Genomic DNA, 12,161 nt, shown 5'->3' with positions numbered 1-12,161 from the left:
AGGACCCCTGATGCCCGTGCGTGACGCCGAGGTCGGTGACCTCGAAGAGATCTGTGCCCTCATCGAGGAGCACGCCGTCTACGAGGGCAAGGATGATCTGCGCCTCGACCGGGCGGAGATGACGAAGCATCTCTTCGGGCCGGACCCGCGGGCGTGGGTGCTGATCGCGGAGGCGCCGGACGCGCCGGGGCGGGTGGCCGGGTTCGCGTTCTGTAACTGGAACTTCTCGACGTGGATGGCTCAGCCGGGTATCTGGCTCGATGACCTGTTCATCCGGCCGGAGCACCGGCGGCACGGGCTGGGGCGTGAGCTGCTGCTGGCGCTGCGGACGCGGACCGCCGGGCGGATCTCGTGGGACATGCAGAAGGGGAACGAGAAGGCCGCCGAGTTCTACCGGCGGCTCGGGGCGCACCCGGTCCATGAATGGACGCGGTACGCGTGGGAGGCGTGACCGTAAAGTAGGGACCATGAGTGTGAGCCGGAGGTCGTCGTCCATCGAGGACTACGTCCGGGTGATCTACGGACTGGCCGAGCGCGGTGAAGACGTCACCAACACCACGCTGGCGGGCAGGCTCGAGGTCAGCCCGTCGTCCGCCTCCGGCATGGTCACCAAGCTTTCGCAGCTGGGGCTGGTCGCGCACGTCCCGTACCGGGGCATCGAGCTCACCGGGGAGGGCCGCCAGCTGGCCAGGTCCGTGCTGCGCAGGCACCGGCTGATCGAGACCTATCTCGTCTCCGAGCTGGGCTATACCTGGGACGAGGTGCACGCCGAGGCCGACGCGCTGGAGCACGCGGTCTCGGATCGGCTGGTCAAGCGGATCGCGGCGAAGCTGGGCAATCCCGTGCGTGACCCGCACGGGGACCCGATCCCGGATGAGGACGGGAGCGTCGAAGAGCTGCCGATGCGGATACTCGACGACCTGCCGCCGGGCGCGGTCGGGGAGATCGTGCGGGTCTGGGACACCGATCCCGAGCTGCTGCGGTACCTGACCGAGCACGCGATCGGGCTGGGCGAGCGGATCGAGGTCGTCGAGCGGCAGCCGTTCGGGGGCCCGATGGTCGTCAAGGTGGGTTCGCCGCCGGACGCGGCCACGCACGCCATCGGCAAGGAGATCGCGCAGGCGCTCAGCGTGGCGTTGCGCTAGCGGGCGTACGCGCGAGTGTCGTAGCCGGGCGGATGTGGTTACGCGCCGTGCTGACGAGCATGGACTCATGAAACCTTTCCGCTTCGGGATCGTCGCCGGGACGGCACGCGACCTCCCCACCTGGACCGGGCTCGCCCGGCAGGCCGAAGACCTCGGATTCGACACCTTCCTGGCGACCGATCCGGTCGTCGACGCCGATCCGCTGACCCTGCTCTCGGCCGCCGCCGCGGTGACCAGCACGCTCACGCTCGGGACCTTCGTGCTCGCCGATCCGTACCGGGATCGGCGGCAGCTGGCGTGGCAGGTCAAGAGCCTGCACGACCTCACGGGCGGCCGGTTCGAGCTCGGGCTCGGTGTCGGGCACCCTGGAGCCGGCGAGCGTTCCGTGGCGCTGGGCGGGGAATTCCCTTCTCCCGCAAAGAGGTTGGCGCGGCTGAGTGAGACGATCGATCACCTCAGGGAGCACGCGCCGGGTCCGCGGCTGCTGCTCGCGGGCAGCCGCCCGAAGATGCTCGCGCTCGCCGCGCGTGCGGCGGACACGCTCAGTTTCGCGTGGCGTCCGCAGACCACCGAGTCCGACGCGAAGTCTATTGTGGACGGTTTCGACCGGGACCGTGACATCGAGCTGGCGATGAATCTCACCGCGGTCGCCGGGAAACCCGCGCCATGGCTGAAGCAGTACGGTATCGATGTTCAAGAGCTCGCCGAATCCGGTGCGGTCACGGTGCTCCCGGAAGATCCCGATCATGCCGCGGACACGCTTCGCCGGTGGCGTGCCCAGTGGGGGATTTCCTACATCACCATCAATTCCGGCTACCTGCAACAGTTCGCGCCCATTGTGGAGCGGCTGAAAGGGCACTGATCACGGGTCGCAAGACCCTGGCGATCAAGCGGAGACCGGCCTACGCTGCATGGCCCAGCTTGTTCTTTTGGGAGCGAACATGACCGGTCAGCGAACGCACACCATCGACCGGGGGGCCATCGGACGGGATGTCGAGCGACTGCTCGAATCCGGTCCGTTCGAAGCGGCGCTGCGCGCCGCGATCCGCGCCAGGGGGCTCGGGCTGGACCGCATCAGGTACCGGCTGCGGGGACGCGGCGTGTCCATCAGTCTCGCCACGCTCAGTCACTGGCAGTCGGGCCGGTGCCGTCCGGAGCGGGCGGAATCACTGCTCGTGCTCGAACACCTGGAAGCGGTCTTGGAGGTTCCGCCAGGGTCGCTCACCCATCTCCTGTCGCTCCCGCGCACCAAGGCAGGATAGGCCCGGATAACGGCCTGAGACAGGGGAGCGTGCGGTGCGGGCAGTCGTCTTCGAAGAGTTCGGTGTGCTGCCTGAGGTGCGGGACGTGCCCGAGCCGGTCGCCGCGCCCGGCGGGGTGGTCATCGAGGTCGAGGCGACCGGGGTGTGCCGCAGCGACTGGCACTCCTGGCTCGGTCACGACGCCGCCGTCGTGCTGCCGCACGTCGCGGGCCACGAGCTCGCCGGCCGGATCGTCGAGCTCGGCGAAGGCGTGCGTGACTGGCGGATCGGCGACCGGGTGACCGTGCCGTTCGTGTGCGCGTGCGGGGCGTGCGCGCAGTGCGCGAGCGGCAACCAGCAGATCTGCGACCGCGAGTTCCAGCCGGGCGCCACGCACTGGGGCTCGTTCGCCGAACGCGTCGCGATCGACTTCGCCGAGGTCAACCTGGTCGCGCTGCCCGAGTCGCTCAGCTCGGCCGAGGCGGCCGCGCTCGGCTGCCGGTTCGGCACCGCGTTCCGCGCGGTGCTGCGCCACGGCGCGCTGCAGGCCGGGCAGTGGGTGGCGGTCTACGGCTGCGGCGGCGCCGGGATCTCGTCGGTGCTGCTCGCGGTCGCCGCGGGTGCGCGAGTGGTCGCCGTCGACCTGTCCGCCGAGGCCCGCGCGCTCGCGATGAGTCTCGGGGCGGTCGCGGCCGTCGACGCGGGCGAATTCGACGGGCCGGACGCGGTCGCCGAGACCGTTCGCACGATCACCGGCGGCGGCGCGCACGTCTCACTCGACTGCGTCGGCTCGCCGTCGACATGCGCGGCGAGCGTGGGCAGCCTGCGCAAACGCGGCACGCACGTGCAGGTCGGGCTGATGCCTCCGGCGCAGGGCGTCGCGCCGATCCCGATGCACCGGGTGATCGGTGGCGAATTGCGGATCATCGGCACACATGGCCTGCAGGCGCACGAATATCCGGAGATGCTGCGCGTGGTCGCCGATTCCGGAATCGATCTCGGCAGGATGATCGGCAAACGCATCGGGCTTGACGACGTGCCCGCCGCGCTCGTCGCGATGAATGATCGAATTCCCGCGCACGCTGGCGTGACGGTGGTGGAATTTCCGATCAACGCCCGGTGAGGAAACATTTTCCAACAAGCGGGAAACTGTGTTTCTCGGGCGGGAAATGCTAATGTCCCGCAGGTGGTGACCAAGAATTCCGCGAGTGAGCTGCTGAATCGAATTCTTCTGACGATTCGACAGGCGGGCGTCACTTTCCGTGGTCATCGGGTCATCGAGAGCCCCCGTGACCCGGCCGAGGTCAGGCTGAAGGTCGAAAGCCGCTAGCCCGGCCGGATCCCCGCGGTGCGTTAGCGCTTGTGCACGCGCCGGTCGTACGAGACCGCGTAAATCGTGCTGCGCGCGGCGAGCACCGGATCGTCGGACGCCTCGATGCCCGGTGTGAGCAGAGTCGGGTCGAAGACCTGGTTCTGCCAATGCTCCTGATCGGCCGCCTCGCCGGTGATCGACAGATGTCCCGCGACGATTTCGGTCCGCTCCGCGGGCCAAACCTGCGTGGAATCGTCGGTGTTGTCGCCGTCTTCGCCGAGCTGGACCTTCAACGTGAAGCCGACCGGTCCTGACTTGAGCCGCTCGGCCAGTTCCTCTGCGAGGTGCTCGGCCGACCAGTTCGTGGTGTCCTCGGCGTTCGCGGCGTCGAGGTCCGGCTCCCAGCGGTACTTGACCGGGCGCGCGACACCGTCGGCGTTCCGCCAGAAGAACGCGTGAATGGCCCAGTAGGTCGTGGCGGCGTAGCTGACCGGGATGCCGACGACGGCCGCGGCCGCGAGACCGGGGCCCGCCTCCGGGTGGGCGCCCACATGCGCCTTGACGTTGTCCAAATTCGGCGCCCCGGTCGCGGGATCCGGCTCCGCGGCGTGCAGGAGCTCCAGGAAGGACTCCGGGGTCGACGCGACGAACCGGTCGAGGTTCACCATGATCAGGTCGGTGTTGGTGCCGTCGGCCAAGTGGAACTTCGTCGCGAACCCGCGCACGGCCCGCTCGCCGTCCGGCACGTGCGGGTTGGTGTCGGTGTGCGAGAACCGGACGGTCGCGCTGACCGGCTCGCCCTGAAGGTGGGCCGCCGTGGTGAGCGGCCCTGCCTCGCCGGACGGGGTGAACGTGGCGTCGTAACAGACCCCGCGCGCGTGGGCGCGCCGGTAGCCGGCGTGCGTGCCCTTGAGGTGCTCGATGTTGTCCACAATGGTGACTGAAAGCTGTGATTTCGCCAGTTCGGAGGCCATGGGCGCAAACTAGCAGACTTCTTTCAGGTCGTGACAAAAGTTCACGGCTTGATCACCATCGCCCCGTCGACTCCGTCAAGTACCGGTTGGCTGCGGGTGACCTGCCAGGTGCCCGCGGCGTCCTGGTGGATGGTGCCGACACTGATCTTGATCGCTTCGGCGCCGAAATGGTCGAGGATGAGCGAGGTGCCGTCCGTCGGATGCTTGCCCGGTTCGGGGTCGAATTGCGTCCCCTCGAAGGTGCCGTCGACGGCGTGCAGGTCGTTGAGCCGATCGAGACTCGTGTCGATCACGCCGCCCGCCCCCACGATGCCGACCACACCTCGCGTCGTCACGATCAAGTCGCCGATCGCCGCTTGGCCGTCGACCGTCAGCTTGTCGGTCTTGGCCACCTTGATGTCGCGCGCGTCGACGTCGGTGACACCCGAGGCGAGCGCGAAGGTGCCGCGCTGGCCGAGTAGCACCGCGGTGTTCCACCTGCCCGAACCCCGGTTCATCGTCGTGGAGAACGCGCCGTCCACCACCGGTGTGGGAGTGCCGTCGTCGACGGAAGACACGATCCGGCCATCGCCGATGCCCGCGGCGGTCAGCGCGAAGGCGAAACTCGTGCTGAAGTGCTCGTCGGCGAACAGCTTCGTGGTCACGAAGCCGGTCACCGGGATCATCTCCAGCGGCTTGTCGAACACCTGGCGCGCGCGGATCCGCATGAGCGAGCGGTCGGGGACCTTGTCGGTCAGATTCGTCGTGGCGAAGGCGACGACCGTGCGGCCGTTCTCGTCGGTGCCGCGCAGCACGACGATGTCCGCTCGTAACCCCGTGGCACTGTCACCGGCGAACCCGGCGAAAAGGACCGCCGGGTTCGCCGCGCGATCCTGGGAGAACGCTTGGCGCCAGGCTTCGATCGAGCGCTCGATCAGCGCGGTGTCGCTGATCAGCGGGCCACGCCGCGGCCAGGACGCCGACTCCGTCCGCACGCCGGCGGCCGGGGGTGATTTGTCCGGCCCAGGCGGAGCGCTGGTTTGCGTGATCGCGGTCAGGCCACCCGCGACCAGCACGACGGCGGCGACACTGGCGACGGTCAGCCGCTGACGTCGCTTGTCGCGGGCGCGGAGGACACCGCGGACCGCGCGGGCGGCCTGGTCGTCGTCAGGTTCGGGCAGGGTGGCGGCGGCGAGCTGGGCTCGGACCTCGCCGGAAAAGTCGGTCATATGGTCACCTCGGTGTGCAGTTTGCGGAGTTTGGCCAGCCCCCGGCTGGTCGATGACTTCACCGTCCCGGTGCTGCAGCCGAGCAGCGCGGCGGTGTTCGCTTCGGACAGGTCGAGGTAGAAGCGGGCGGTGATCACGGCGCGTTCGCGCTTGGGCAGGGTGAGCAGCAACGCGAGCATCTCGTCGCGCAGCGCCACGTTCGGCGCCATGTCCGGCTCGACCGTGTGCTGCTTGTCGCTGAGGAACTCCTTGAGCTTGCGCCGCCTGCCGCTGAGGAAGAGATTGAAAACGGCTTTGCGTGCGTAAGCGCGCTCGTATTCGATGTCGAGACGGCGCAGGTGGCGGACCAGTTTCAGCAACGCGTCGTGCACCAGATCCTCGGCGTCGGCGCGGTCGCCGCACAGGATCATCGCGTAGCGGAACAGCTCGTCGTAGTGCCTGAGCACGAACGCCTCGAACCGCTCATCGACCTGCCGCACAGCTGCCCCCTTCGTACCCAGACCTTCCCTAGACCGCGCGGCCGCCGGAAAGGTTGAGCGCTCCCGCAGGGTAATTTCGACGGCATGGACCTCATCCCGCGACCCCGCGCCGAGGTCGCGCCCGGCGCGGTGCACGTTCCCGACTGGCTGGACCCTGACCTGCGCCGACGGCTGGTCGTCGCCTGCCGGGAATGGGCGACACCGCGCGCCGGGTTCCGGGCCGCGCGGCTGCCCAACGGCGGCGTGATGTCGGTGCGAACGGTCTGCCTTGGCTGGCATTGGTACCCGTACAAGTACTCGAAGACGATCGACGACGTGGACGGCGGACCGGTCACGCCGTTCCCGGAGTGGCTGGCCGAGCTGGGGCAGCGCGCGGTGTCCGACGCGTACGGGACGGCTGCTGACTACCGGCCGGACATCGCGTTGATCAATCACTACGACAGTGCCGCGAAAATGGGGCTGCACCAGGACAAGGACGAAGCGAGCCTGGAACCGGTCGTGTCGCTGAGCCTGGGCGACGCGTGCGTGTTCCGGTTCGGGAACACGGAGAACCGGGGGCGGCCGTGGACCGACGTCGAGCTGCGCTCAGGGGACCTGTTCGTGTTCGGCGGGCCGTCGCGGCTCGCGTTTCACGGTGTCACGAAGACGTTGCCGGACCGGGGAGATCCCGATCTCGACTTGAGCGGACGGCTGAACATCACGCTCCGGGTTTCCGGTTTCTGAGCACGAAACGCACGTTCTGACCCGGCCTCGCCTGCGCGGCGAGGTCCACGTCGGCTTCGTCCACCACGGCGACCACGGGATAGCCGCCGGTGACCGGGTGATCGGCGAGGAACAGGATCGGATCACCCGCCGGCGGCACCTGCAGTGCGCCGGGGACGGCGGCTTCCGGTGGCAGTTCGGCGTCGTTGGCGCGAATCAGCGTGGGGCCCGCCAGACGGACGCCGACGCGGCTCACGTCGGAAGTCACTTGGAACGGTGCCGAGGCCAACTGGGCCAAAGTGTCCGGCACGAACCAGTCCCAGCGCGGACCTGGCGTCACACGCAGTACCAATTCATCCGGGAAAGCACGCTGTGGAGCCAAATCCGCGGCCGGAAACGTCAGCGGCGCGCGACCGAGCGGAACCGTCATGCCCGCGGTCAGCGCGGGCGGACCGAGTTTGGCGAGCGTGTCCGTCGAACGGGACCCCAATACCGGCGTGACCTCGATGCCACCTCGCACGGCCACGTAGTTTCGTAAGCCTTGAGAGGGCGCTTCGAGCGAGAAGTCCTCTCCTGCTCTCACAAGGATTGGCACGCCCAGTCCCGGCGAGCGGCCACCGCGAACTACGCACGTGGCTCCCGTGACGGCCACCCAGGCGTCTTCCGAGAAGCGCACGCGAAGGCCGCCGAAGGTCACCTCGAGCGCCGCGTACGACTCGGGATTGCCGACCAACCGGTTGGCCAGCTTCAGCGACGCCCGGTCCGCCGCGCCCGCGCGGCCGACGCCCAGCGCCGCCAGACCGGGACGGCCCAAGTCCTGGACGGTGGTCTGCGGGCCCGGCGCGAGAACCTCAAACTTCATGGAACCGGACCTTGGTGCCGGGCGCGAGCAGTTGCGGCGGATCGCGGTCGACGTCCCAGACCGAAAGCGTCGTGTGCCCGAGCAGTTGCCAGCCGCCGGGTGACGCATTGGGGTAGATCGCGGTGTATTCGTCCGCGATGGCGACCGAACCGGCGGGCACACGGGTGCGCGGTGTTCGGCGGCGAGGTAGCCGCAGCGCCGGATCCAGCCCGGTCAGATAGCCGAAACCGGGCGCGAATCCGCAAAAGGCGACCGTGTACACGCCGCCGGTGTGCCGCGCGATCACCTCGCGCACACTGAACCCGGTTTCCTCCGCCACGTGAGCGAGATCTTCGCCGTCGTAGGTCACGGGCACGGCGACCTCGTGACCGCCCGACCGGTCTGCCTCGGTGAACGAGTACTGCCGGACCGTGTCGCAGAGCCGCTCGAAACTCGTGCGGTCCGGGTCGTAGCGCAGCAGGATCGTGCGGGCCGCGGGCACCGTTTCGACGAGACCGGCTGGTGGCTCGCCGTCGATGGCCGCCTGCAGGCCGAGCACCTCTTCGATCCGGTCGAAGTCGACCAGCGCCGCCCGTGCCCCATAACGCAGGATGCGCATCAGGCGAACGATCCGATCGGGATACCGGCGGCCACGAGTCCTTCGCGGATCCGGCGGGCCAGTTCGACCGCGCCGGGGGTGTCGCCGTGCACGCACAACGACGCGGGTTCGAGCTTGAGCACGCCTTCGGTCGTCTCGACCTCGCCAGTGGTCGCCATGGTCACCGCGCGTTTCGCGACGAGGTCGGGATCGTGCAGCACCGCGCCGGGCTCCTTGCGGGACACCAGCGTTCCCGCCTGCGTGTACGCGCGATCCGCGAACGCCTCGGCGACCGCGGTCAGCCCGAACTCCGGCGCGAGCCGTTCCAGCTCGGAGCCGGGCAGGCACAGCACCGCCAGATCGGTGCCGTACCGCCGGATCCCGTCGAGCACGGCCGCCGCCTGCGCGCTGTCCACGGTGGCCGTGTTGTACAGCGCGCCGTGCGGTTTCACGTACTTCACGCCTGCGCCCGCCGCGATCGCGAACGTGTCGAGCGCGCCGATCTGGTACATCACCTCGTTGGTGAGATCGTCCGGCGCGATGTCGAGCGCGCGCCTGCCGAACCCGGCGAGGTCGCGGTACCCGACGTGCGCGCCGATGGTCACGCCGCGCTCGGCCGCCTGCTCGCAGACCCGGCGCATCACGCTCGGGTCGCCGGCGTGGAAGCCGCAGGCGATGTTGGCGCTGGAGACGATGTCGAGCATCGCTTCGTCGTCGCCCATCTTCCAGGCCCCGAAGCCTTCGCCTAGATCACTGTTGAGGTCCATTCACACCACCCGATAGTCCGAGTCACGCCGGTCGGAAACGAACATGTGCCCCGGCGCGTGCGTGATCGCGAACGGCGGCCGCGACGCCATCAGCGCGGCCTGGGGCGTCACCCCGCAGGCCCAGAACATCGGCACGTCACCGGGTTCCGCGTCGACCGGGTCGCCGAAGTCCGGCTTCCCGAGGTCATGGATACCCAGCTTGGCCGGATCACCAACGTGCACGGGCGCGCCGTGCACCGCGGGCATCGCGGCGCTGATCCGCGTCGCGTCGTCGACGCGGTCCGCCGGGATCTGGCGCATCGACACCACCATCGGCCCGTGCAGCCTGCCCGCGGGCCTGCACTCGACGTCCGTCACGTACATCGCGACGTTGCGGCCCTGGTCGACGTGCCGCAGCGGGATGCCCGCTTCGGCCAGCGCGGTCTCGAAGGTGAAACTGCAGCCGATCGAGAACGCGACCAGGTCCGTCCGCCACAGCCCGCTGACGTCCGACACCTCGCCCGCGAGCTGCCCGTTCTCCCACACCCGGTACAGCGGCAGGTCGGAGCGGAGATCGGCATCGGGTGCGAGCACGGTCGTCGGATCGCCCGGCTCGCTGACGTCGAGCACCGGGCACGGCTTCGGGTTGCGCTGGCAGAACAGCAGCATGTCGTAGGCCCAGTCCTCGGGCACGGCGATCAGGTTCGTCTGGGTGAAACCGGTGGCCCAGCCCGCGGTCGGCCTGGTGCGGCCGGAGCGGAACAACGCGCGGGCTGCGGCCGGGGTGAGCGTCGACGGGTCCTGCATCGTGGTCATCTCCAGCCCCTTCCTAGGCGAGCACGCGACCGCGGGTCTCCGGCAGGCCGAACAACGCGAGCGCGGCGATGCCGTAGCCGACCGCGCCGAGCACGAGCGCGCCGCCGACCCCGTAGAAACCCACCACGGTCGGGAAGATCGCGCCGATCGCGCGGCCGAAGTTGTAGGTGAAGCCCTGCCCGGTGCCGCGCACCTCGGTCGGGTACAGCTCCGCGAGGAACGAGCCGAACCCGGCGAAGATCGCCGACATCGAGAAGCCGAGCGGGAAGCTCAGCACCAGGATCAGACCGTTCGCGCCGTGTGGGACCTGCGTGTACGCGAAGATCAGTACGGCCGAAAGCACCGCGAAGATCCAGATGTTCTTCTTGCGGCCCAACAGGTCCGTCAGATAACCGCCGCACACGTAACCGATGAACGCGCCCGCGATGAGCACCGCGTAGTAGCCGGTGCTGTTGATGACCGTCAGCTCGCGGGTCTTCTTCAGGTAGGTCGGCAGCCAGGTCGCGAGCGTGTAGTAGCCGCCCTGGACACCGGTGGACAGCAATGCCGCGAACAGCGTGGTGCGGAGCAGATCGCCCTTGAAGATCGCGGTGAAGGAGCCTTTCGAAGCGGACCGTTCGCGTCGTTCGGTGGCTTCGTCGGCGTCCTGGACGTTGCGGCGGACCCAGAGTACGAGCAGCGCGGGGATGACGCCGGTCCAGAACAGGATGCGCCAGGCGATGTCGTCCGGCGCCGCCGTGAACGCGATCGTCTGCACGAACACCAGCAGGCCCCAGCCGACCGCCCACGAGCTCTGCACGAACGCGACCGTCCGGCCGCGGAACTTCGGCTTGGCGTATTCGGCGATCAGGATCGCGCCCGCCGCCCATTCGCCGCCGAAGCCGAGACCCTGCAGGCCACGCAGCACGAGCAGTGTTTCGAAGTTGGGCGCGAACCCGCAGGCCACGGTGAAGAGTGTGTACGTCGCGACGGTCAGCTGGAGGGTGCGGACGCGGCCGATGCGGTCGGCGAGGATGCCGGCGCCAGCGCCGCCGATGGCGGAGACCACCAGCGTGACGGTGCCGAGCAGGCCACCGGTCCCGGTCGAGATGCCGAAGTAGGCGATGATCGCACCGATGCTGAACGGCAGTACCCAGTAGTCGTAGGAGTCCAGCCCGTATCCGCCGAACGCGCCCGCGAACGCGCGGCGGCCGCGTGGGCTGAGCGTGCGGTACCAGGCGAACGGCCGGGTGTCTTCGTCTGTGGCGGCTATCGCGTTCATCAGCACCTCGCTTCGAAGGACCTCATCGTGGCATGGCTCACACCGTAGATGATTGTTGAACAATTCCACAAGACTCTTGTCCTATTGATGACTGATCCTCATGGTGACAGGGCCTCATGTTGAGTAAGATGACAAGGTGATCACCGCCGACGACGGGCCAGCGGCAGACGGACTTGCGGCAGACAGAGCCCTGCTGGGCCGCACGAGCACGGCGCAGCGCGTCGCGGACATCCTCGGCACGCGCATCGCGGAAGGCTTCTTCAAGCCGGGCGAGCGCCTGTCCGAACTCGACATCGGCACCGCGCTCGGCGTCTCCCGCAACACGCTGCGCGAGGCGTTCCGCCTGCTCACCCATCAGCGGCTGCTCACCCACGAGCTCAACCGGGGCGTCTCGGTGCGCAAGCCGACGGTCGAGGACGTCCGCGACATCTACCGGGTGCGCAAGCTCATCGAATGCTCGGCGGTGCAGGCGCTCACCAAGCGCCCCGCGGAGTACGAAGCGCTGGCGAAGGCGGTCGCCGACGGTGACCTGGCCGCTCGCGAAGGCCGCTGGCGCGACCTCGGCACGGCGAACATCCACTTCCACGGCGCGATCGCGTCGCTCGCGCACAGCGAGCGGGTCAACGAGCTGATGACCGTGCTTTCGGCAGAGTTGCGCCTGGTCTTCCAGCAGATGGACGATCCGCGCCGGTTCCACGAGCGCTACCTGCCGCGCAACCGCGAGCTACTCGAAGTCATCGGCAAGGGCGAGGGCCTGGTGGCGGCGAGCCTGCTCTCGCTTTACCTCAGCAGCGCCGAAAACCAGCTCGTCGAGGCCTACTCGAAATTGGAGCCGTGA

15 protein-coding genes are annotated in these 12,161 nt (G+C 68.8%); 7 read left to right on the top strand and 8 right to left on the bottom strand.

Annotated elements, in window-relative coordinates:
- The first annotated feature begins 10 nt into the window (after positions 1–10).
- The 5 genes from AB5J62_RS37820 (at position 11) to AB5J62_RS37800 (ending at position 3,509) form a co-directional block, all read left to right on the top strand.
- Complete coding sequence (locus AB5J62_RS37820) at positions 11–451, top strand: N-acetyltransferase family protein (RefSeq protein ID WP_370944841.1); 441 nt, start codon at positions 11–13, stop codon at positions 449–451.
- Between the two features lie 16 nt (positions 452–467).
- Positions 468–1,145 (top strand): metal-dependent transcriptional regulator, encoded by a 678-nt coding sequence (locus AB5J62_RS37815; RefSeq protein ID WP_091287966.1) that lies wholly within the window; start codon positions 468–470, stop codon positions 1,143–1,145.
- 67 nt (positions 1,146–1,212) lie between these two features.
- On the top strand, positions 1,213–2,007 hold the full coding sequence (locus AB5J62_RS37810; RefSeq protein WP_370944840.1) for an LLM class flavin-dependent oxidoreductase: 795 nt from the start codon (positions 1,213–1,215) through the stop codon (positions 2,005–2,007).
- A 79-nt stretch (positions 2,008–2,086) separates the two neighbouring features.
- Positions 2,087–2,407 (top strand): transcriptional regulator, encoded by a 321-nt coding sequence (locus AB5J62_RS37805; RefSeq protein ID WP_370944839.1) that lies wholly within the window; start codon positions 2,087–2,089, stop codon positions 2,405–2,407.
- Positions 2,408–2,441: 34 nt separating this feature from the next.
- Positions 2,442–3,509 carry a zinc-binding dehydrogenase gene (locus tag AB5J62_RS37800; RefSeq protein ID WP_370944838.1) on the top strand — a complete coding sequence of 356 codons (1,068 nt, stop codon included), beginning with the start codon at positions 2,442–2,444 and terminating at the stop codon, positions 3,507–3,509.
- Positions 3,510–3,739: 230 nt separating this feature from the next.
- Here the strand turns inward: AB5J62_RS37800 and AB5J62_RS37795 are convergent, their stop codons facing one another.
- From AB5J62_RS37795 to AB5J62_RS37785, 3 genes are read right to left on the bottom strand one after another with little or no spacing between them, the layout of a single operon-like run.
- Positions 3,740–4,672 carry a catalase family peroxidase gene (locus AB5J62_RS37795; protein ID WP_370944837.1) on the bottom strand — a complete coding sequence of 311 codons (933 nt, stop codon included), beginning with the start codon at positions 4,670–4,672 and terminating at the stop codon, positions 3,740–3,742.
- 41 nt (positions 4,673–4,713) lie between these two features.
- Positions 4,714–5,880, bottom strand: coding sequence for a hypothetical protein (locus AB5J62_RS37790; protein WP_370944836.1), 1,167 nt, complete (start codon positions 5,878–5,880; stop codon positions 4,714–4,716).
- Positions 5,877–6,359 (bottom strand): SigE family RNA polymerase sigma factor, encoded by a 483-nt coding sequence (locus tag AB5J62_RS37785; RefSeq protein ID WP_370944835.1) that lies wholly within the window; start codon positions 6,357–6,359, stop codon positions 5,877–5,879. The genes AB5J62_RS37790 and AB5J62_RS37785 overlap by 4 nt, the downstream gene beginning before the upstream one ends.
- A gap of 84 nt (positions 6,360–6,443) precedes the next feature.
- Here AB5J62_RS37785 and AB5J62_RS37780 point away from each other — a divergent pair, with 84 nt between their 5' ends.
- On the top strand, positions 6,444–7,082 hold the full coding sequence (locus AB5J62_RS37780; protein ID WP_370944834.1) for an alpha-ketoglutarate-dependent dioxygenase AlkB: 639 nt from the start codon (positions 6,444–6,446) through the stop codon (positions 7,080–7,082).
- Here the strand turns inward: AB5J62_RS37780 and AB5J62_RS37775 are convergent.
- The 5 genes from AB5J62_RS37775 to AB5J62_RS37755 are packed head-to-tail and all read right to left on the bottom strand — an operon-like array spanning position 7,057 to position 11,323.
- Positions 7,057–7,923 (bottom strand): biotin-dependent carboxyltransferase family protein, encoded by an 867-nt coding sequence (locus AB5J62_RS37775; protein WP_370944833.1) that lies wholly within the window; start codon positions 7,921–7,923, stop codon positions 7,057–7,059. The genes AB5J62_RS37780 and AB5J62_RS37775 overlap by 26 nt on opposite strands.
- Positions 7,913–8,521, bottom strand: coding sequence for an allophanate hydrolase subunit 1 (locus tag AB5J62_RS37770; protein ID WP_370944832.1), 609 nt, complete (start codon positions 8,519–8,521; stop codon positions 7,913–7,915). The genes AB5J62_RS37775 and AB5J62_RS37770 overlap by 11 nt, the downstream gene beginning before the upstream one ends.
- Positions 8,521–9,267: a LamB/YcsF family protein gene (locus AB5J62_RS37765; RefSeq protein WP_370944831.1), complete on the bottom strand. Its 747-nt coding sequence runs from the start codon at positions 9,265–9,267 to the stop codon at positions 8,521–8,523. Before AB5J62_RS37765 ends, AB5J62_RS37770 begins: the two co-directional genes overlap by 1 nt.
- A complete protein-coding gene (locus AB5J62_RS37760; protein ID WP_370944830.1) occupies positions 9,268–10,062 on the bottom strand; it encodes a putative hydro-lyase in 795 nt (264 codons plus the stop codon).
- Between the two features lie 13 nt (positions 10,063–10,075).
- Positions 10,076–11,323 (bottom strand): MFS transporter, encoded by a 1,248-nt coding sequence (locus AB5J62_RS37755; protein WP_370944829.1) that lies wholly within the window; start codon positions 11,321–11,323, stop codon positions 10,076–10,078.
- A gap of 136 nt (positions 11,324–11,459) precedes the next feature.
- On the opposite strand from AB5J62_RS37755, the gene AB5J62_RS37750 reads away from it, so the two are divergent.
- Positions 11,460–12,161: a GntR family transcriptional regulator gene (locus tag AB5J62_RS37750; RefSeq protein ID WP_370944828.1), complete on the top strand. Its 702-nt coding sequence runs from the start codon at positions 11,460–11,462 to the stop codon at positions 12,159–12,161.

The sequence above is a fragment of the Amycolatopsis sp. cg5 genome (assembly GCF_041346955.1).
Taxonomy (GTDB): domain Bacteria; phylum Actinomycetota; class Actinomycetes; order Mycobacteriales; family Pseudonocardiaceae; genus Amycolatopsis.
Note: the sequence above shows the minus strand (reverse complement) of the source record. Positions and strands in the feature narration are given on the sequence as shown.

Excerpts from the sequence above, each read along its gene's own strand:
- AB5J62_RS37820 (WP_370944841.1), top strand. The coding sequence starts at position 11 with ATGCCCGTGCGTGACGCCGAGGTCGGTGACCTCGAAGAGATCTGTGCC.
- AB5J62_RS37815 (WP_091287966.1), top strand. The coding sequence starts at position 468 with ATGAGTGTGAGCCGGAGGTCGTCGTCCATCGAGGACTACGTCCGGGTG.
- AB5J62_RS37810 (WP_370944840.1), top strand. The coding sequence starts at position 1,213 with ATGAAACCTTTCCGCTTCGGGATCGTCGCCGGGACGGCACGCGACCTC.
- AB5J62_RS37805 (WP_370944839.1), top strand. The coding sequence starts at position 2,087 with ATGACCGGTCAGCGAACGCACACCATCGACCGGGGGGCCATCGGACGG.
- AB5J62_RS37795 (WP_370944837.1), bottom strand. The coding sequence starts at position 4,672 with ATGGCCTCCGAACTGGCGAAATCACAGCTTTCAGTCACCATTGTGGAC.
- AB5J62_RS37790 (WP_370944836.1), bottom strand. The coding sequence starts at position 5,880 with ATGACCGACTTTTCCGGCGAGGTCCGAGCCCAGCTCGCCGCCGCCACC.
- AB5J62_RS37780 (WP_370944834.1), top strand. The coding sequence starts at position 6,444 with ATGGACCTCATCCCGCGACCCCGCGCCGAGGTCGCGCCCGGCGCGGTG.
- AB5J62_RS37775 (WP_370944833.1), bottom strand. The coding sequence starts at position 7,923 with ATGAAGTTTGAGGTTCTCGCGCCGGGCCCGCAGACCACCGTCCAGGAC.
- AB5J62_RS37770 (WP_370944832.1), bottom strand. The coding sequence starts at position 8,521 with ATGCGCATCCTGCGTTATGGGGCACGGGCGGCGCTGGTCGACTTCGAC.
- AB5J62_RS37765 (WP_370944831.1), bottom strand. The coding sequence starts at position 9,267 with ATGGACCTCAACAGTGATCTAGGCGAAGGCTTCGGGGCCTGGAAGATG.
- AB5J62_RS37760 (WP_370944830.1), bottom strand. The coding sequence starts at position 10,062 with ATGACCACGATGCAGGACCCGTCGACGCTCACCCCGGCCGCAGCCCGC.
- AB5J62_RS37755 (WP_370944829.1), bottom strand. The coding sequence starts at position 11,323 with ATGAACGCGATAGCCGCCACAGACGAAGACACCCGGCCGTTCGCCTGG.